The organism is Paenibacillus psychroresistens, from assembly GCF_009728935.1.
Taxonomy (GTDB): Bacteria; Bacillota; Bacilli; order Paenibacillales; family NBRC-103111; genus Paenibacillus_AC; species Paenibacillus_AC psychroresistens.
Map to the genome: position 1 here is coordinate 5,363,423 of NZ_CP034235.1, position 18,295 is coordinate 5,381,717.

General features: G+C 40.3%; 19 protein-coding genes. 6 read left to right on the forward strand and 13 right to left on the reverse strand.

Annotated features, from left to right (window positions below; translation table 11 throughout):
• Nucleotides 1-19: 19 nt before the first annotated feature.
• Both EHS13_RS24585 and EHS13_RS24590 read right to left on the reverse strand, forming a co-directional pair.
• Nucleotides 20-283 (reverse strand): spore coat protein CotJB, encoded by a 264-nt coding sequence (locus EHS13_RS24585; protein WP_155702922.1) that lies wholly within the window; start codon nucleotides 281-283, stop codon nucleotides 20-22.
• 18 nt (nucleotides 284-301) lie between these two features.
• Nucleotides 302-505, reverse strand: a complete 204-nt coding sequence (locus tag EHS13_RS24590) for a spore coat associated protein CotJA (RefSeq protein ID WP_155702923.1) — start codon at nucleotides 503-505, stop codon at nucleotides 302-304.
• Between the two features lie 164 nt (nucleotides 506-669).
• On the opposite strand from EHS13_RS24590, the gene EHS13_RS24595 reads away from it, so the two are divergent.
• Nucleotides 670-1,125 (forward strand): YdeI/OmpD-associated family protein, encoded by a 456-nt coding sequence (locus EHS13_RS24595; RefSeq protein ID WP_155702924.1) that lies wholly within the window; start codon nucleotides 670-672, stop codon nucleotides 1,123-1,125.
• 310 nt (nucleotides 1,126-1,435) lie between these two features.
• On the opposite strand, the gene EHS13_RS24600 is transcribed toward EHS13_RS24595, so the two are convergent.
• The 7 genes from EHS13_RS24600 to EHS13_RS24630 all read right to left on the reverse strand — a co-directional run bounded on the left by EHS13_RS24600 (nucleotide 1,436) and on the right by EHS13_RS24630 (nucleotide 9,946).
• Complete coding sequence (locus tag EHS13_RS24600) at nucleotides 1,436-1,993, reverse strand: guanylate kinase (protein ID WP_155702925.1); 558 nt, start codon at nucleotides 1,991-1,993, stop codon at nucleotides 1,436-1,438.
• Between the two features lie 221 nt (nucleotides 1,994-2,214).
• Nucleotides 2,215-3,522, reverse strand: coding sequence for a hemolysin family protein (locus EHS13_RS24605; RefSeq protein ID WP_155705500.1), 1,308 nt, complete (start codon nucleotides 3,520-3,522; stop codon nucleotides 2,215-2,217).
• Between the two features lie 56 nt (nucleotides 3,523-3,578).
• Nucleotides 3,579-4,706 (reverse strand): radical SAM/CxCxxxxC motif protein YfkAB, encoded by a 1,128-nt coding sequence (gene yfkAB / locus EHS13_RS24610; RefSeq protein WP_155702926.1) that lies wholly within the window; start codon nucleotides 4,704-4,706, stop codon nucleotides 3,579-3,581.
• 101 nt (nucleotides 4,707-4,807) lie between these two features.
• Nucleotides 4,808-7,063: an MMPL family transporter gene (locus EHS13_RS24615; RefSeq protein ID WP_193571441.1), complete on the reverse strand. Its 2,256-nt coding sequence runs from the start codon at nucleotides 7,061-7,063 to the stop codon at nucleotides 4,808-4,810.
• A 28-nt stretch (nucleotides 7,064-7,091) separates the two neighbouring features.
• Nucleotides 7,092-7,907 carry an undecaprenyl-diphosphate phosphatase gene (locus EHS13_RS24620; RefSeq protein ID WP_155702928.1) on the reverse strand — a complete coding sequence of 272 codons (816 nt, stop codon included), beginning with the start codon at nucleotides 7,905-7,907 and terminating at the stop codon, nucleotides 7,092-7,094.
• Between the two features lie 74 nt (nucleotides 7,908-7,981).
• Nucleotides 7,982-9,418 (reverse strand): bifunctional metallophosphatase/5'-nucleotidase, encoded by a 1,437-nt coding sequence (locus EHS13_RS24625; RefSeq protein WP_155702929.1) that lies wholly within the window; start codon nucleotides 9,416-9,418, stop codon nucleotides 7,982-7,984.
• A gap of 75 nt (nucleotides 9,419-9,493) precedes the next feature.
• Complete coding sequence (locus EHS13_RS24630; protein ID WP_155702930.1) at nucleotides 9,494-9,946, reverse strand: molybdopterin-binding protein; 453 nt, start codon at nucleotides 9,944-9,946, stop codon at nucleotides 9,494-9,496.
• A gap of 152 nt (nucleotides 9,947-10,098) precedes the next feature.
• Between EHS13_RS24630 and EHS13_RS24635 the strand changes: the two genes are divergently transcribed.
• The 3 genes from EHS13_RS24635 (at nucleotide 10,099) to EHS13_RS24645 (ending at nucleotide 13,017) form a co-directional block, all read left to right on the forward strand.
• Nucleotides 10,099-10,851, forward strand: a complete 753-nt coding sequence (locus EHS13_RS24635; RefSeq protein ID WP_155702931.1) for a molybdenum cofactor biosynthesis protein — start codon at nucleotides 10,099-10,101, stop codon at nucleotides 10,849-10,851.
• On the forward strand, nucleotides 10,844-11,893 hold the full coding sequence (locus EHS13_RS24640; RefSeq protein ID WP_155702932.1) for a ThiF family adenylyltransferase: 1,050 nt from the start codon (nucleotides 10,844-10,846) through the stop codon (nucleotides 11,891-11,893). The genes EHS13_RS24635 and EHS13_RS24640 overlap by 8 nt, the downstream gene beginning before the upstream one ends.
• Nucleotides 11,894-11,973: 80 nt before the next feature.
• Nucleotides 11,974-13,017, forward strand: a complete 1,044-nt coding sequence (locus EHS13_RS24645; RefSeq protein ID WP_155702933.1) for an HD-GYP domain-containing protein — start codon at nucleotides 11,974-11,976, stop codon at nucleotides 13,015-13,017.
• Nucleotides 13,018-13,032: 15 nt separating this feature from the next.
• On the opposite strand, the gene EHS13_RS24650 is transcribed toward EHS13_RS24645, so the two are convergent.
• Complete coding sequence (locus EHS13_RS24650) at nucleotides 13,033-14,091, reverse strand: C40 family peptidase (RefSeq protein ID WP_155702934.1); 1,059 nt, start codon at nucleotides 14,089-14,091, stop codon at nucleotides 13,033-13,035.
• A gap of 195 nt (nucleotides 14,092-14,286) precedes the next feature.
• Nucleotides 14,287-14,385: a YjcZ family sporulation protein gene (locus EHS13_RS36910; protein ID WP_227013515.1), complete on the reverse strand. Its 99-nt coding sequence runs from the start codon at nucleotides 14,383-14,385 to the stop codon at nucleotides 14,287-14,289.
• Between the two features lie 113 nt (nucleotides 14,386-14,498).
• On the opposite strand from EHS13_RS36910, the gene EHS13_RS24655 reads away from it, so the two are divergent.
• A complete protein-coding gene (locus EHS13_RS24655) occupies nucleotides 14,499-15,689 on the forward strand; it encodes a cytochrome P450 (protein WP_155702935.1) in 1,191 nt (396 codons plus the stop codon).
• Nucleotides 15,690-15,781: 92 nt separating this feature from the next.
• Nucleotides 15,782-16,168 (forward strand): DUF948 domain-containing protein, encoded by a 387-nt coding sequence (locus EHS13_RS24660; protein ID WP_162463242.1) that lies wholly within the window; start codon nucleotides 15,782-15,784, stop codon nucleotides 16,166-16,168.
• Nucleotides 16,169-16,251: 83 nt separating this feature from the next.
• On the opposite strand, the gene EHS13_RS24665 is transcribed toward EHS13_RS24660, so the two are convergent.
• Both EHS13_RS24665 and sufB read right to left on the reverse strand, forming a co-directional pair.
• Nucleotides 16,252-16,677 (reverse strand): LysM peptidoglycan-binding domain-containing protein, encoded by a 426-nt coding sequence (locus tag EHS13_RS24665; RefSeq protein ID WP_155702937.1) that lies wholly within the window; start codon nucleotides 16,675-16,677, stop codon nucleotides 16,252-16,254.
• 163 nt (nucleotides 16,678-16,840) lie between these two features.
• Entirely contained in the window at nucleotides 16,841-18,238 is a 1,398-nt protein-coding gene (sufB, locus tag EHS13_RS24670; RefSeq protein WP_155702938.1) for a Fe-S cluster assembly protein SufB, read from the reverse strand.
• Between the last annotated feature and the right edge of the window lie 57 nt (nucleotides 18,239-18,295).

Genomic DNA, 18,295 nt, shown 5'->3' on the forward strand with positions numbered 1-18,295 from the left:
GATCCTCCTTAGAGTTTTCTTAAACCTGCCAAGGCCAAGGTGACTGAGACCATTGCCATGGAAACCGTGAAAAACTGTGGCCAAATTGCAGCAACGGGCCAAATTTCACCTCATATGCAGCAGCGACTTGCTGTCTTTTTTGGGCAAATTGATTAAATTGCTGTAACGCCGGCATATCCGTGGGATGTGTATCTAGGTAAAGCGTTAACTCTACCAGCACAAAGTCCAGAGCTTGCAGTTCACATAATAGCTTGTAATATTCATCATTAGTGGCTTTGTCCATATCATTTAAGCTCCTTTACTAATTTCTTCTTTCATAAGAACTGAATAAGGCAGGCCATAAAGTGCCTTTCATCAAAGCTTCCTTAGGAGTAAATTGCGGCAAACACATGGGCTGATAGTTCATATATAAATGCGGTGGTGTAACATAGCTTTTACAGCGGATAGGTGGACAAGGATCAAAAGGACCTACAAAAGTCTCATAAACCTTAGATGGACTATTCATTATTATTTCCTCCTTAATATTCAGAATGCCAATATTCTACGCAATCGCCTAGGCTTTGATTTAACATATGACAGGTGCCTACCTTTGGTTATAGGCATTTGTACCGATTTTCTAAATTCTTATGTTAAAATAGAAAAAAAACGCAGAGGATTGAGGCGCTTTATATGGAAATACAACGATTTAAAGCCCATCTTGTTAAACCAGATACTGTAGGCGCATGGACTTATCTTACTGTGCCATTTAAAGCGGATGAGGTTTTTGCCAGTAAGGCTCGGATTCCGGTCAAAGGTACGATCAGTGGTGTGCCTTACTTAGGCTCACTATTACCGCATGGGGATGGTCGCCATTATATGGTCGTTAACAAAGACTTGCGAGAAAGCTGCGGTGCTTCAAACGGAGATCAAGTTGAGGTTACCATGCAGTTCGATGAAGATAAGAGGACAAATGAGATACCCCTCGATCTAGAGGCTGCACTTGCTAAGAGTGTGCAAATAAAAACCATTTTCTCCGAGCTCGCCTACTCCCATCAAAAAGAATATATTGAATGGATTATAAGCGCTAAAAAGGCAGAAACCCGCACCGCACGGATAGAAAAAGCTTTGCTGATGATTGCTGAGTAAAAAAAGTTAAAGTAAATCCGAGACATTTGAGCGAATAACGCCACTTCATGGCGCTATAGCCTCTTCCGAGCTCCATCCCAGACGAATAACGCCACTTCATGGCGCTATCCCCTCTTCCGAGCTCGATCCCAGACGAGTAACGCCACTTCATGGCGCTATAGCCTCTTCCGAGTTCGATCTCAGACTAATAAAGCCACTTCATGGCGCTATAGTCTCTTTCGAGCCCGTTCGGCTCGAGCACTCGAAGTACACAAAAACAGGACCTTTGCGTAAATTACGCTAGGTCCTGTTTCAATTATGCTTAAGCTGCTTATTCTGTTGTCTGAGGAAGCAGATGCTCTTCCATTGTTTGTTTCACAAGCTCTAAAGTATGGCTTAAGTCGATATTCTCATAAACATGCTCACAATCTTTGCGATAAGTAACTTCTTCTGTATAATGCTGCATGTAATGTTCAATGACTTCAAAAGATTCGCCTCTAGCTTCCAGACGTTCTCTAACTGTCTGTTTTTGTACATATATGAATAATCGAACAGCTTGTTCTTTAAACTCAAATTTGATACGGTTCGCTCCAGATCGATTTACAATTAGATAAGCGCTTTCATTTTCGTCTACAATGGCCTGTACATTGACTTTCTTTGTCCCATAAAAAATATGATCGATTTCCGCTGTTTGGAAGAACTCTCCTTTTAAATCATCTGCTATAAACTTAGCCCTACTGATAAAATAATAATCTGTGCCTTCTACTTCTTTAGAACGCGGCTCACGGGTTGTATATGAAACAATTTTCTTAATGCCCAGCTGCTCGCAAACTTTTCTGGCTACTGTTTTCCGTCCTGAACCGCTTGTCCCAGTAAAAATAAAAATCATCGTAGACACCTCCTAAGAGTTTTCGTAAGCATAATCTGAGTTCTACCTCTATCATATGCTAAAATTCGACAACTTGCTAGCAAGGATAAACAACTCCGCCCGCTCTTCTTTTAATAAAAGCTGTGCATTTGCCCGGAATTCTAAGATCAGTATAAGCAAAAAAACTTATACTTACTTAGAATTTAAAAAAATACACCCGACAGCAGTCGAGTGTACACGAATTATTCATCTTTATTTACTTCTTCAGCTTCCGCCACAATAACCTCTGTTTTATAGATGTGAATCCGCACAATTCGCAAGCGATCCACCTCAGCAACCTCGAAGGTTCTGCTATTGACCTGTATCTTCTTGCCTACTGCAGGAATGCCTTCAAGATTCTTAAACAGCCAACCGCCAATGGAATCAACTTCATCATCCTCAATATCCAGATGCAGCGTTTCGCTCAATTCCTCAATTAAAACTCGACCATCGACAGAAATTAAGTTTTCTTTTATTTCAATCATAGGAAGATCGTCATCAAACTCATCTTGAATTTCACCAACTATTTCCTCAAGAATCTCTTCTGCAGTAAGTAATCCTGCTGTACCGCCATATTCATCTATGACAATAGCCAGCTGTGAACGTTTTTTCTGCATTAGTTTCAGAACATGACTGATTTCCATGGATTCAGGTACATTTAGAATCGGCCGTAAAAAACTCTTGAGGTCGTGCTCTTCATCTGGGTCTGCAGTCAACAAGTCAGTTATATGCACAAAACCTACGATTTCATCTTTATCCTCTAAAGCAACGGGATAACGAGTATGCTTTGTTTTATAAACGGTGCTTAAATTCTCTGCATAAGTCGCATTTAGGAACAAGCAATCCATATCGATGCGGGGCAGCATTACCTCTCGTGCTAAACGATCAGAGAATTCAAAGATATTATCGAATAATGCCATTTCTTCTTTATTAATATGACCGCTTTTGACGCTTTGATTCATCAGAATCCGAATTTCTTCTTCGGTATGAGCAGCTTCATGTTCGCTTGCAGGGTGTACGCCAAAAATACCCAATAATGCATTCGCAGCTCCATTCAGCATTGCAATCAAAGGATAGAATATTTTATAGAATATTAAAAGTGGAAAAGACAACCATAATGCAGTGGCATCTGATTTTTGAATGGCTAATGATTTAGGAGCTAACTCCCCTAACACGATATGCATGAAAGTAATAATTGCAAAAGCAATAATAACTGAAATTGTTTCACTTGCACCAGTCACATTAAAGCCAATCGCTTTTAAAAGCGGCTCCATGACCATATGAGATATTGTTTTTTCTCCTACCCAGCCTAAACCAAGTGAAGCTAACGTGATACCGAATTGTGTGGCCGATAAATAGGCATCTAATTTCTTAGTTACAGCTAAAGCGTACTTAGCTCTTTTATTGCCGTCGTTGACCAGCTCCTGCAAACGGCTTTGGCGAACCTTAACCAGCGCAAATTCAGCAGCAACAAAAAATCCATTTAATAATACAAGCACGAGCACAAGCATTAAGTTCCAGAATGTGCTCCAAAAATCGAATCCGTCCAATAGTTTTACTCCTTAGGTTAAATGATTGCTTTTCTCTTTGTAAAATCGACTGTTTTATAATATGAGTTGGCTACGAGCAAGTTTGGACCACAGCAGCTGGCTTGTGGACAAAAACAACTTACAGATTGATTAAGTGGGTGCTGGACCCATTTGGCAAAAACATCATCCAAGCGATCTTGGGCTGTATTGCCTAAAGCAGGAAAATCAGCAAAATCTGTAACAAAAATCTCTCCTGTAAATAAATTAACATTTAATCGGTTTCTGCCATCTGGATCATTCCGTACGGTAACATTCGGTTCATTACGTAATCTGTTAATCAACACTTGATCAGCTGCTGTCTCATTACAGCTATAGAAAGGCAAAGTCCCAAACAACATCCAAAGCTCGGGGTTACGCTTATCCAAAAGCTGATGGATCGAGCTGCGCATTTCTTCTAAAGATAAAACAGGTAGGTTAGCAGCAAAAGCGCTGGGATACATCGGATGTACCTCATGGCGGCTGCAGCCCATTTCACTAATCAGCTGATGAATCTCAGGCAGCTTAGTATGTGTCCGATAATTAATCATTGATTCTGCTGAAACAAACATACCGCCTTTACTTAAGGCTTTAATATTGTCTACCATACGTTCATACATTTTGACAGCAGTTTCACGCCCTACTGGATGACCTGCATTTGCAAATCCGACTTGCCAGAAATCATCTTCGTCCAAATAATTAAACGAGATATGCATGACATCCAGATAAGGTGCCATTAGCTCATATCGAGAAAACGGAAGCGTTACATTGGAGTTGATCTGTGACTTCACACCACGTTCTTTCGCATATTTCAGTAAAGGGATAATATAATCCTTTACCGTTTGTTCTCGATAAGATGGCTCCCCTCCGGTTATGCTGATTGTTTCGAGATGCTCCACCTCTTCCAGCTTGCGAATCATATCCGCTAATGGAATTGGCGCTTTTTCTGTAAGTACTAGAGCATCCCCAACCGCGCAATGCTCGCAACGCATATTGCAAAGATTGGTTATAGTCATCTCCACGCTAGTCAGGACATGTTTTCCATATTTTTGTAGAGAAGTTATAGGCTCCCATGGATCGTTGTTCGGACTAAGTGGCTTCTGAGGCTGCAACAATAGCTTTTCCTTCATTTATGAACTCACCTGACTTATAATTTTGCTTTATGTTTGTAGCCATAAAGTTCATTTTACCTGAAAATGCAACAAATATAAACCTTTTAGCTAAAAGTACCTTACTTGGTCACTTGTTTCACTTTGGATTTTCCTTTAATCCACTGAGGAGCCCACCAATTGGCTCGTCCCAAAAGCTTCATTAACGAGGGAACAATCAGGATTCTAATTAATGTAGCATCAATTAAAACAGCCAATGTTAAACCAAGCCCTAAAGCCTTAATAATCTCAATATCTGTAAAAATAAATGCACCAACTACTACAATTAAGATAAAAGCTGCACTTGTAATTAAGCTGCCTGTTTTCTTAAGGCCTTCTGCCGTGCTTACTTCATTATCCCCAGTCTTCTCATATTCTTCCGCAATTCTAGAAATCAAGAACACTTCATAATCCATTGAAATCCCAAATACCACGCAAAAGATAATGACAGGCAGTGTCGCACTCACATAACCAATGGAAGTAATATGCAGCAGATCCGCGAGAAAACCTTTCTGAAATACCGTCACTACAATACCCATGCTGGCACCTAAGCTTAGTAAATTCATCAAAACTGCTTTCAAAGGCAGTAATATCGACCTAAAAGCCATTAATAAAATCAAATAGGTTACGATCATTACAAAACCAACCACCTTGGGAATCCCATCCCGAATACGCTGCAGCATATCTACTCGGTAAGCAGTTCCTCCTGTAACCATTGTTTTTAAAGCTCCCGTATTCAATTCACGAATATCTTTGACCAGCCTATCCGTTTGCGAGTCCTCTGGATCATATTCGGGCTGCACAATAATTACAGCTGAGTTTTCTTTGGCAAGCCTACTTGAAACTATCTGGTCTTTAAGCCCACTGGATTTAAACTGAGCAGCCATTCCTGCTGATGTCAGATCCTTAAATTCACTTAAATAACTCTTTACTGCCTTAACACCTGTCAACTGGTTGAGCTGATTGATATAAGCTTGTATACGTTCAATTGTGGCTTCATCCCACACTGATTGGTCATTTTCAACATAAATTTGAATCGGATTCATTTCGCGGGCATCAAACGCTTGATTCAATAAATCCGTTCCTGCACGCGACTCGTAGCTCGGAGGCAGTACTCCTGAATCTGGCATTCCCAGCTTCATTTGACCTACAGGGTAGGTGAAGAACAACAAAATAGCCCCCATTACAACTATAATCGTAACCGGACGTTTCATCACACCGTAGGCAATCTTTTCCCAAAAGTGCGAAGCTTCTTTTCTGCGAAATCGGGAGGGAATGACTCGTAGTGCGTTGATTCTTGTACCAAATAAGCTCAACAAAGCAAGAAGAAGTGTTTCCGCTACTAGTACAGACACAGAAACGACAATTACACCACCCAAGCATAAAGAGCGATAAATCGATAAATCAATAAAAAGCATGCCGAACAAGCCGATCAACACAGCCACACCTGAGAAAAAAATTGATTTCCCAGCTGTTTGGCTAGTCATGGCAACTGCATCCTCTATAGTGGCTTGGGTTTTGAGCTCTTCACGGAAACGGCTAACTAAAAAAAGCGCATAGTCAATCCCTACAGCTAATCCCAGCATAGTCACAATATTCGGTAAAAAGTTGGAAAGTGACACACTTTGGGCAATAAAATAAGTAATGCCTAATGTCACAGTCACACTCATTAAACCAACAATTAAGGGTAAAATAGCACCTAATACAGTCCCAAAAATAATCAATAACACAACAACGGCAATAGGAAGTCCTATCACCTCGGATTTAACAATATCCTTTTTGCTGGCATCCTGCATATCGAATAGAATCGCTGTTCCACCTGTAAGGCTCACTTGCATCCCCGTTGGAGCATGAATCAGCGCTTTAATATCCGCGTAATGATCCAGTGCCTGATCCCCATTCAATTGCACAAAAACATTAACGGCCTGTACATTTTCTTGTTTGAGATTAGAGCTTACGTGCTCGAAATGTTCTATTGGCAAACGGGATGCTTGAACTAATGCGACATCCATGACATAGGGCAGCTTACGCAAATCATTAAGTGAGTCCAAAATTTGAGCTGAGGCTTCCGGCTCGCTTAATTTAAGATTTTCGCTTTGATAAATTAAGGTGAAAGTGGATGCCGGATAATCGAGCTTTTGTTGCAATTGAATCAAGCCTAGATCGGAATCACTGCCTTTTGGAGTAAATCCATTATCCTTGAGAAGAGCTGGAGCCTTTTGTGCAAAAAAAGCCAAACAAATAAATAAAACAATCCAAATGGATACGATCATCCACCGTAAACGAAACATGCTTTTTCCCCACTGCCAGAAAAAACCTTTCTCTGCCGTTTCCCTCATTACGATAATCTTCTCCTCATTGGAGCTCTTATTCTAGTCCGCCAAACATCATGTATAGAATAACGAGGATGGCTAATGCAAAACGATAATAGGAGAAATAGGTTAATTTAAGCTTCCCAACCCATTTAATGAAAGTGGCTACAGCCAATAGTGCCACAATAAAGGCAACAACAAATCCGATAGCAAAAAAAGCAATATCATCTGATGTAAATGTTTTATAGCTTTTAAGAACTTCGTAGCCTGTTGCCGCTGACATGATTGGCACAGCCATTAAAAAAGTAAAATCAGCCGCAGCAGACCGGCTTGTCCCTGCAAGCATCCCGGCAGCAATTGTAGCTCCAGATCGTGAAAACCCAGGCCAGAGCGATAAGCATTGCGTTACACCAATAAAAAACGCTTGCTTGTATGTAATGTCATCCAAAGTTGGAGCTACCACTTTATTCTGCGTCTTTTCGGCAATAATCATAAATATACCGCCTACTACGAGGCCAATCACTACGACTACTGGATTAAAAAGATCCTTGATATAGTCCCGCAACAAGAATGCAAACACAAGAGCGGGTAAAATCCCAATAATAATATGCTTCAAATTGAGCGTACGCCCGCTAGTGCTAATCGTATTAGTTTCGCGAATTCCAAAAAGCCGCAGCACACGTTTCCAGTAAAGCACAACAATGGCTAGAATAGCCCCTAGTTGAATGACAACAGTAAAAGTATCTGCTTTATCATTACTAATTCCAAGTAGATGCTCCGTTAAAATCATATGTCCCGTAGAAGAAACAGGCAAGAACTCGGTTAATCCTTCTATAATTCCAATAATAATGGCATTCCATAAATCGAGCATAAGGACCTCCTAGAGTTTTTTTACAGTATACCTGAGTTATATTCTTATTAAAATAGTCTAATTAGCACAATGTATTATAGCTTATGCCAATGACGATCCCGACTTTTCAACAATGAGGTTGGGTCTCCGAGTTCAAATACTAATAAATTGCGGAGGAATTCAGGTAAGCTAAACTCAATTTGTTTCCCCTCTTTAAGCGACATATAGCCAATCCCAAATGTAAACATATCTATCGTTCCGACCAGATAAGTTTGTTCGGATTGGAGAAGATCTCCTTTTACCCAGATGTTTGTTATGCGCTTGTAGTCTGCACCCTCAGGATCATATTCGACCTCAAGCCCATCCGTACAAAGTGTGCCTAATAATTTACCGCGGAAGCCATAGCCTAGAATCGCTTTTTCCTGAAATGCGATCTGCAAGGATTCCTCTAACGCCTTTATAATATGCTTTCCTTCTAATCTCATTAGACATGGATTAATCGGTGAAGGGCATAAATGCAAGAGTTGTTCCTTCGTAACTTCGCCTGGCATCAAGCTTTGAAGAATCTGGCCAGCGTTGACAATGCCGATGTCTGCCTTAACCCATTTGCGTATTCCTGCAGCAAGCAAGTTGCCAAAATCGGATTCTTCATACCAATTTATCACTACGGGTTGCTCAAGTTTAACGACTACCTGATTCAATTCAATGGCACTTTTCTCTTGATAAAATTGATTCTTTTGCGTAATGAACGAACTCGGCTCATAATCCTTAACCGGAATACAACGCCCCTTCACTTCATGTATACGTTTATTTTCAGGATCATAAGTAAGTTCAACCTCACCGACATATTGACCGAATTTACCAGTGGCACACAAATAAGTTTGCTCTACCAGCAAAGGGACTTCTAAGAGATGATGGGTATGGCCGCCTAGTATCAAATCAATTCCTGCTATTTCCTTAGCCATACGTTGGTCATTCGTTAATCCAAGATGAGAAAGCACAATCAATACATCCACTTGCTCTCGCAAGTGATTGACCCAATAAGACGTTGTCTCAAATGGATCACGGACATCCCAGCCTAATAATATGTAGAATTCATCATAAGGGGCAGTCACAGCAATAAACCCGATTTGCAGCCCATCCTTCTCCATAATATGATAGGGCTTCAACCAACTGGGATGTTTTTTCGTTGTATCCTCGAATAAATTACTGCAAAGTACAAGAAACTCAGCATGCTTGCCATACGCTTCTGCTAAGTCATCCATGCTTAATGTTAATCCTTCATTATTGCCTAAAGTAACCAAATCGTAGCCAGTTGCATTCATAATACCGATGTTTGCCTGTCCATTCGTACCTTCTGTTTCCATACGCATTCGATCCATATGATCTCCGCAGTCCACGGTAATCAGATGCTCTAAACCATGTCTATTTTTTATTTCTTGGATAACTGTAGCAATCTGCGGCATTTGTTCAAAATGACTATGAATATCGTTCGTGTGCGCAATAACTAGCTTTCGCAAAGCTTCTGCCACCTTGATTCCCCCTTAACAGCCTAGCCCGGTCTTGTTCTGTTAACGGGCAACTAGTTGCCCGTTAACCGTATATATCTATTTTTTCTTAAGATCGTCTAGTGTGATTTTGTTTTTAAAACCATACGTCGCTTTCGAATCTAGGTCCTCTTGATGAATAAAAATCAGCTTGACTACACTTTTCACATTTAAACAGGCACTGCTGCCGTCTGGAACATATAAACGCAGCGGAGCATCTTTTACCAACGGCTGCCCCTCTTGCTCATACAATAAAACGGCTTGTTCCAATTCAGCCCAGGCCATGGTAGCACAGAACTCATCAGCAGCCTCCACACTTAAATGTGTTGGATATTCACTTACCGTCAATCCCCGTGCTTTTGCCCAGATGTCATACCATGAAACCAAATCAATAGCTCTACCTTCGACCCCAGGTACACGTTCATTAATATTTACTATTATCGGACTCATCGCTAACAATTCCACTATAGAAAGCTTATGCATGATTTCTTTTTCGATGAATTGAATCTCCATTATAAATACCCCCATCCTAAGTAATTATTCGCTTGCCCTGCTCATTTATTATAAAGATAATCGGCTTAAATTTATAGTTTATCTTTAGTAGGAATAGATATTTTATGATATGCTTAAAGTAAACTACCACTAACCATTAAGGAGTGCCTACGATGAAACTTACTATTCATTTGTTTGCGGGCTTAGCCGAGAGCATCGGTCATACTCACATTACCTTAACCGTGAAGCAAACTCAAATAACTGTTGCACAATTAAAAGAATTGCTGATCCAAGAATACCCGAACGCGGCCCAAACCATAGCTATTTCCTTTATTGCCATCAATCAGGCTTATGCATCGGCGGATGATTTGGTATCAGAAGAAAATGAAATAGCCTTAATCCCACCTGTTTCTGGAGGTGAAGCTGAATCTGTTCAAGCTGATTCAGTTGTACCCCATTCCTTGTTTCAAATCACTCATGAGCCAATCTCAGTCGAAAAAGTAAGCCAAACCGTCATAACGCCGCTGCAAGGAGCTACACTGACCTTTATTGGGACAACTCGTGAATTTACATTTGGCAAAAGAACGATATTGCTCGAATATGAAGCCTATGTACCTATGGCGATTGCTGCCATGCAGCAAATCGGAACGGAGATTACTGCACAATGGCCGGGAGCTTTATGCGCCATTACACATCGACTGGGAAGAGTCGCTATTGCTGAGATAAGTGTAGTTATTGCAGTATCAGCCCCCCATCGTGCTGATTGTTATGATGCCAGTCGCTATGCTATCGAAAGACTTAAACAAATTGTCCCGATATGGAAAAAAGAGATCTGGGAGGATGGCTCCGAATGGAAAGGCCACCAGCAAGGAACCTGGGATCCAACGGTTAACCCCGTTATTAAGGCAGGTCCTGCAGATGAGTGAGCTTATATCCGCAAATGATACCCGATATTCCCGCCAAAGATTATTTTCGCCCATCGGTCCAGAAGGTCAGCTTAAACTAACCAAATCACGGATTGCCATTGTTGGAATGGGTGCATTAGGTACGGTAATTGCCAATCATATGGTACGAGCTGGTGTCGGTTTTATTCGGCTTATTGACCGTGATTTTGTAGAATGGAGCAATTTACAACGTCAAATGCTTTACGACGAAGAAGATGCCCTGCAATTTGCGCCGAAAGCGTTAGCTGCAGCGAATCGTTTACGTCAGGTCAATTCCGAGGTGGAAATTGAGCCCCATGTTACGGATTTAAACCCCACCAATGCCCAAGATCTGCTCGGGGATGTGGATTTAATACTAGATGGGACTGACAATTTTTCCGTCCGATTCTTAATTAATGATGTTTCACTTAAATATAATATCCCTTGGATTTACGGAGGAGCTGTTGGATCTAGAGGGGTAACTATGACAATTCTGCCTCATCAAACTCCATGTTTTCGCTGCATGTTCGGTCAAGCTCCCTCGCAAGGCACAGGTGAAACTTGTGATACTATTGGCGTTATTGGACCGATTGTTGATTTAGTCGCTTCACATCAAGCAACAGAAGCCTTAAAACTGTTAGTGGCAGAAACTAAATACCTAAACCTCAATCTGGTCCACTATGATTTGTGGTTTAATCAGCATTCAGCGATAAATGTCACGAAAGCCAAAAAAAGTGATTGCCCTGCCTGTCAGAAAAAGCAATTTGACTATCTAGATGCTGATTTGGAAGGCGAAACTATCCAAACTTTATGCGGAAGAAATTCCGTACAGATACATCCAATTGAAGCACGGCATTACGATCTTTCTGCATGGGCAGTTAAATGGAATCCATTAGGCAAAATTGAATTATCGCCGTTCCTATTGAAATTCACTATAAATTCTAAACTTACTTTGGTATTGTTTGCCGATGGTAGGGTCATCATTCAAGGAACTGCCGATATAACTGAGGCTAAAAGCCTATACAGTCGCTATATTGGTGCATAAACAGTATTGCAAATAGCCTAATTAGTTGATAAGATAGTCCTAATAAAGTTCTGTACGACCATGCTTTTGGAGGCTTACACATGAGAATTAATGTAATGGAACTAATTGAAGGCGATTTATTGATGGAACCAGCCTTTAACTCGTACGGACTTCATATTCTCTCAGAAAGCACTTTGCTCAATAGAGAAGATATAGTGAAACTGATGAATCATGGAATAGATTATGTTGAAATTGCTTACCGAGAAAATAAATCTCTTGAGCATAAGCCTGCTGCAAAACGTAATCCTGAACAAACTCAAAAGAAGTACGTTGTTGCTGTTGATGGAATTAAGAATGTTTTCAAGCAAGCGATTACAGATGGCAAAATAGATGACGATCAAGTTATGAACAGCTTTAATCCGCTAGTCGATAACTTTAAACAAGAAAAAGATGTTGTTTCCCTACTACTTACATTAAGTACTAAAGATGATTATACATATCAGCATAGTGTGCAGGTTGGGATTCTCTCCTATTATATTTCTAAATGGATGGGGCAATCCGAGGAAGAATCCTTAATAGCAGGTAAAGCCGGTTATCTTCATGATATTGGTAAAAGTCAGATCAGCATCGCCATTCTCAATAAACCTGCGAAGCTAACCGAAGATGAGTATACCGAAATGAAGAAACATACGGTTTATGGTTATCAAATTATTAGTAAATCTATGAAGGAACCTGAGCTGGCAATGGCTGCTCTTCAACATCATGAACGATTCGATGGCACGGGTTATCCACTGGCTATTAAGGAAGATAAAATGCATGCGCTTTCCAAAATTGTAGCGGTTGCTGATATTTATAGTGCGATGATTTCTTCACGTGTCTATCAAAAAGAACGAGATATGCTGCATGTATTAAAAGAGTTGCACCGTGTCAGCTTTAGTGAAATTGATCCTCATATTTGTATCGTATTTATTAAAAATATGCTTCCGCATTTTATCGGCAAAAAAGTAACACTAAGCAACGGAGAAGAAGGCAATATCATTATGACGAATCCTACCGATTTTTTCCGGCCCTTGGTCCAAATTGGCAAACAATTTATTGACTTATCCCACCACCGTGAAATTGAAATCAACAAAATATACATGTAAAGCAAAGAGTAGCCATTAATCGGCTACTCTTTTTGCAAAAAGATAGGCATCCTTCCAAAGCTGTTTATTGATATCCGTAATTTGTACTCCTTGTTTTGGACGTGTATCTGCATTAATCATTTCTAGATTACCGAGATAAATACCGACATGGGTTGGTACGGTAGATGATCTAAATCTGCCTGGGATATTGAAGAATAATAAATCCCCTACTCTCAAATCTTGGCGCCCAATCGTAATTCCTTGATCTGCTTGATCTCTAGCGAGTCTATTTAGCGATATTCCTTGTTGTCCAAATATATACTGTGTAAATGAAGAACAATCAAACGTTCCAGATTGCGGATAAGGATCTGCACCAAACTCGTATCTAACTCCTATATATTGTTTTGCTTTACTAATCAAACTCGGAATATTTATGTTTGCTAGTACAGAGATACTGTCTTTATCGATTACTTTTCTGGTCACAGAACGATCATTTGTTGAAGTAGCTGATGTTGGTTTTATTGGTTTATTCGGATCATTAGGATCATCTGCAAAATCAAGATGACTCCCATTCAGGCTTTTAATCGAGATATTGGAATGTTCTGGATTAGCTTGTACAATTAAATCACTGTCATTCACCACATACTTCATGTCCTGGCGGAATAAATCCCCGATTGCCGAAAGCGGTATATAAGCACTTTGGTTAATAATAATAGGTGCCGCTGCTAATTTAATTTTCCCTCCATCCTTTTGAGCTTCTCGTGAATTCATCTTTAGAACAAAATTTGGATCTTTATCTCCCATTAATAATCGGCCATTTTTCGCATCCCATTTACTTTGGAACCCAAGTGTATTGACCAATTTTTTGGCATTGACATACTTTACGCCATTCTGAGTAACAAGCGGCAATTTGATCTGATCCTTATTTTTTTCCAAGATTTTTGAAACGATTCCCTTATTGTTCGCTTTGGTTGTTTGGGTTGCAGAACCATTCCCTTTTTGTGTACATCCCATTTGCACAATGAGACATAGAAACAAAGCTAGAATCAAGCTTTTCTGCTGCCATTTTCGATGAATAATAAACTTCGATCCCATTCTTTATGCCACCCCTTATAGTCGAGATATGATCTTGCTCGTCCATAGGTTGTGAACATCCGAAAGGAAATATGCATAATATTACCCTACCCATTTATTACCCAAAATAAAAAAGCCCTCCACCCTTAATAGGGTGAGAGCGGCTGAAAAAGGCTGTGATATGAAACATCATGCTCGTTGCGGGAGAATCAGATGTTAGATAACAAACGCACGACTGATGATAACCAATAGTATAAAAAGAACCAAGATCGCTCCTGCGCTTGTGAAACCACCGATTCCAGCTTCTAATCCCATTTCCTTCAACTCCCTCCACAAAAATCCTTACATTAGCAGTATATGAGGGTAGACTATAAATGGATTGGACGAATAACCAATTTGTCATATAATTTGAGGAGGATGCTTGATCGATGAAAATTGTTAAATATGCCAATGAAGTAGGTCTGCCTGAGCTTGATTCCATAGAGAAACGGTTGCTCCCTTTTAAAGCGCTGAATGAATTAAGACAGTCTACCCCTATCCGATACGATAATTCTCGCGATTGTTGGGATCTATTCAATTATGAAGATATTCATCGCGTTCTTAAGGATCCAGCAACTTTTTCATCTACGAGAGGTCCTGGTGCTGGAACAAGTATTCTGTTGATGGATCCTCCAAGGCATGGCCAAATGCGTGATTTAGTCAACAAGGTATTTACACCAAGAGCCATACAGGAGCTTGCTCCGCGTATTCAGGCGATCTCAGATGAATTGATCCAACAGCTGCACGGAGACGATATGGATATAGTTCGAGATTATGCCACCCCATTGCCAATCATAGTAATTGCAGAGCTGCTTGGTGTTCCTGCTGAGGATCGCCATCTTTTCAAGAGATGGTCGGACGTGCTTGTAGAAAGCGCAGAAGATTCTACAGATGCTGCATTAGCGAAACTCAACCAAAAAAAAGATCAAAATACGCTGGAATTAAAGAATTATTTTCAAAATATTCTTGAGATTCGCAGAAAAAATCCGCAGGAAGATTTAATTTCATCGCTGTTGAAAGCTGAAATTGACGGAAAGAAGCTCACAGAGGACGAGGTTATTATTTTTTGCGTTCTTCTACTGGCAGCAGGAAACGAGACTACAACTAATCTAATTACCAATAGTATCCGAATTTTGACGGAGGAACCTGATATTCAGGTTGAGCTTTACAAGAGTCTAGACTCCATACCTAGCTTTGTGGAAGAAGTACTACGTTATTACCCGCCCGTTATTTCGGTTGGACGTATTGCTAAGCAAGACGTTCAGATCGGCTTACAGACCATTAAAGCTGGCGAACAAGTTACAAATTGGATAGGAGCAGCAAATCGGGATCCGCTTAAATTTGCAAACCCCAATAACTTTGAAATCGAGCGCAAGCCAAACCCTCATATGTCCTTTGGTTATGGCATTCACTTCTGTTTAGGAGCACCTCTTGCTCGTCTTGAAGCAAAGATTTCTCTCCAGACATTGCTGAGTCATATTAGAGAAATAAAGCTTGTTTCATCGATCAACATTGTGCCCATTCCAAGCACGTTCGTCTTTGGCGTAAAAAATTACCCAATTTCGTTTACCCGAAGTTAAAGCATCGTATCGCTAATCCAGCATTAAGTTCTAATGAATATAATCGTGCACAGCCACATAAGATGAGGGGTGAACCAAAGGAGGTTATAGGGATGATTAAAAAAGTTGCAGCTGTCGTTGCTGTAGGAGGGTTTGTTTCACTGGTTTTCTCCATTAATCGTATTCTACATAAAGGTATGGACACATTGGATGAAACCAACAAAACCCTAGCTGAAGTGCGAAAATCAATTCGTAGCCTCACTATCGAAACCAAGCAAACCATCCATACTGCCAATCAAATCACTAAAGATGTAAGGGATAAAATCGATGCGGTTGATCCCCTGCTAGATTCCTTGCATGATGTTGGAGATATAATCCATAACGCAACACACGCACTAAAAACCAGTTCTGAACCAGCTGAGCCTAATGTTTATCTGAAGCTGCCAGAAACAAACCAAAAAGTTAGCGTTAAAATTGGTGAAAGAACCTTAAAAACCTAATTTAATCACTCCCGTAATAAAAAATAAGCCCTTCTGCTATGTGAAGGGCTTTTATCATTTTACATATGTTGCCCTGGGTAAGCTTAATAGTTACTTCCTGTGTAAGGCATTGTTTGTTGTCCGTGGTGCATAGGTTTAGTCATTCCTGTTTCTGGCATATCCCTTTCCATATATGTTTTTTGACAATGCAAATTAGATATACGTGGAATATATACAACCTCATCTACTCTTAATTGGTTTGGATTTACAAGGTGAGGATTAGCCTCTTCCAGAATAGTATGGGGAATATTATAAGCATGAGCCACATTTTCTAAGGTTTCTCCCTCATGAGCTTGATGCTGAGCAAAACACAGTTCATTAGGGCCTGAGCCATCTCGATAAAATGGAAAAGCGAACGGGGAAATCGAAAAATAAGGAAATAAGTACCTTCTTGGAAAAAAAGGATTAAAGAAAGGACGGAAAAACGGATGATACCCGAACCCGCCAAAAGCGGGAAATTGACGATCCATTGAATAACCTCCAAATTATATAGTCATTTGTCTATATACTTTATGGAGATTTATTATACATTGTTCAATATCAATAAAAAATGGGCTATATGTAATTAGATATACAAAAAAACGTGTCCGAAAAACTCGGACACGCAAGTGTAACTATTCAGAGACAGCAAGCTTACCCGATGCTGCCTTCCATTTCGAACTTGATCAAACGATTCATTTCCACAGCATATTCCATAGGAAGTTCCTTCGTAAATGGTTCGATAAAGCCCATAACGATCATTTGAGTTGCCTCATCATTCGTCATTCCGCGACTCATCAAGTAGAACAATTGATCCTCGGATACCTTGGACACTGTTGCTTCATGCTCTAGTGTGATATTGTCATTCATGATTTCATTATAAGGAATAGTATCTGAAGTGGATTCTTTATCCATAATCAATGTATCGCATTTGATGTTCGCTTTAGAACCTTGTGAATTACGGCCAAATGAAGCCAAACCACGGTAGGTTACTTTACCGCCATGCTTGCTGATCGATTTGGAGATAATCGTTGAAGTCGTGTCAGGTGCAAGATGCGTCATCTTAGCTCCAGCATCTTGATGCTGTCCACGTCCAGCTACAGCGATGGAAAGTACCATGCCTTTAGCTCCACGGCCCTTAAGAACGACAGCAGGATACTTCATTGTAAGCTTGGAACCAATGTTGCCATCGACCCATTCCATTGTTGCGCCTTCTTCGGCAACCGCACGTTTAGTAACCAGGTTATAAATGTTTGGTGCCCAGTTTTGAATTGTTGTGTAACGAGCACGTGAGTTTTTCAAACAAACGATTTCAACAACCGCGCTATGCAAGGAGTTTGTGCTGTAAATTGGAGCCGTACAGCCTTCCACATAATGAACAAGGCTTTCTTCGTCCGTAATAATTAAAGTACGTTCAAATTGTCCCATGTTCTCTGAGTTAATACGGAAGTAAGCCTGTAATGGCACTTCACATTTAACACCTTTCGGTACATAGATAAAGCTTCCGCCTGACCAAACTGCACTGTTCAAAGCTGCGAACTTGTTGTCAGTTGGAGGGATGATTGTACCAAAATATTTGCGAAAAAGCTCCGGGTGATCACGCAAAGCAGAATCTGTATCCGTGAAGATAACACCCAGATCTTCAAGATCCTTTTGCATGCTATGATAAACTACTTCGGATTCGTACTGAGCCGATACACCGGCAAGGAATTTCTGTTCAGCTTCAGGGATACCTAGTTTGTCGAAGGTTTCCTTGATTTCTGAAGGGACTTCCTCCCATGTTTTACCTTGCTTTTCAGAAGGCTTTACATAGTATTGAATTTCTTGGAAATCCAAGTCATCCATATTGCCACCCCATTTAGGCATTGGCATTTTGAAGAATAACTCTAATGATTTCAAACGGAACTCCAGCATCCATTCCGGCTCGTTTTTCATTCTGGAAATTTCCATAACAAGCTCTTTAGTTAATCCCTTACCTGATTTAAATATAGATTCATGTTCATCACGAAAACCATATTGGTATGCTTCCATTTCTGGCATTTTCTTAGCCATGGCTTTATTCCTCCTGTGGTTCAATTTGGTCTAGCACTTCATGCATATGTGGTCAAT

Excerpts from the sequence above, each read along its gene's own strand:
- EHS13_RS24585 (WP_155702922.1), bottom strand. The coding sequence starts at position 283 with ATGGACAAAGCCACTAATGATGAATATTACAAGCTATTATGTGAACTG.
- EHS13_RS24590 (WP_155702923.1), bottom strand. The coding sequence starts at position 505 with ATGAATAGTCCATCTAAGGTTTATGAGACTTTTGTAGGTCCTTTTGAT.
- EHS13_RS24595 (WP_155702924.1), top strand. The coding sequence starts at position 670 with ATGGAAATACAACGATTTAAAGCCCATCTTGTTAAACCAGATACTGTA.
- EHS13_RS24600 (WP_155702925.1), bottom strand. The coding sequence starts at position 1,993 with ATGATTTTTATTTTTACTGGGACAAGCGGTTCAGGACGGAAAACAGTA.
- EHS13_RS24605 (WP_155705500.1), bottom strand. The coding sequence starts at position 3,522 with ATGCTTGTGCTCGTGCTTGTATTATTAAATGGATTTTTTGTTGCTGCT.
- yfkAB (WP_155702926.1), bottom strand. The coding sequence starts at position 4,706 with ATGAAGGAAAAGCTATTGTTGCAGCCTCAGAAGCCACTTAGTCCGAAC.
- EHS13_RS24615 (WP_193571441.1), bottom strand. The coding sequence starts at position 7,063 with ATGAGGGAAACGGCAGAGAAAGGTTTTTTCTGGCAGTGGGGAAAAAGC.
- EHS13_RS24620 (WP_155702928.1), bottom strand. The coding sequence starts at position 7,907 with ATGCTCGATTTATGGAATGCCATTATTATTGGAATTATAGAAGGATTA.
- EHS13_RS24630 (WP_155702930.1), bottom strand. The coding sequence starts at position 9,946 with ATGGAGATTCAATTCATCGAAAAAGAAATCATGCATAAGCTTTCTATA.
- EHS13_RS24635 (WP_155702931.1), top strand. The coding sequence starts at position 10,099 with ATGAAACTTACTATTCATTTGTTTGCGGGCTTAGCCGAGAGCATCGGT.
- EHS13_RS24640 (WP_155702932.1), top strand. The coding sequence starts at position 10,844 with ATGAGTGAGCTTATATCCGCAAATGATACCCGATATTCCCGCCAAAGA.
- EHS13_RS24645 (WP_155702933.1), top strand. The coding sequence starts at position 11,974 with ATGAGAATTAATGTAATGGAACTAATTGAAGGCGATTTATTGATGGAA.
- EHS13_RS24650 (WP_155702934.1), bottom strand. The coding sequence starts at position 14,091 with ATGGGATCGAAGTTTATTATTCATCGAAAATGGCAGCAGAAAAGCTTG.
- EHS13_RS36910 (WP_227013515.1), bottom strand. The coding sequence starts at position 14,385 with ATGGGATTAGAAGCTGGAATCGGTGGTTTCACAAGCGCAGGAGCGATC.
- EHS13_RS24655 (WP_155702935.1), top strand. The coding sequence starts at position 14,499 with ATGAAAATTGTTAAATATGCCAATGAAGTAGGTCTGCCTGAGCTTGAT.
- EHS13_RS24660 (WP_162463242.1), top strand. The coding sequence starts at position 15,782 with ATGATTAAAAAAGTTGCAGCTGTCGTTGCTGTAGGAGGGTTTGTTTCA.
- EHS13_RS24665 (WP_155702937.1), bottom strand. The coding sequence starts at position 16,677 with ATGGATCGTCAATTTCCCGCTTTTGGCGGGTTCGGGTATCATCCGTTT.
- sufB (WP_155702938.1), bottom strand. The coding sequence starts at position 18,238 with ATGGCTAAGAAAATGCCAGAAATGGAAGCATACCAATATGGTTTTCGT.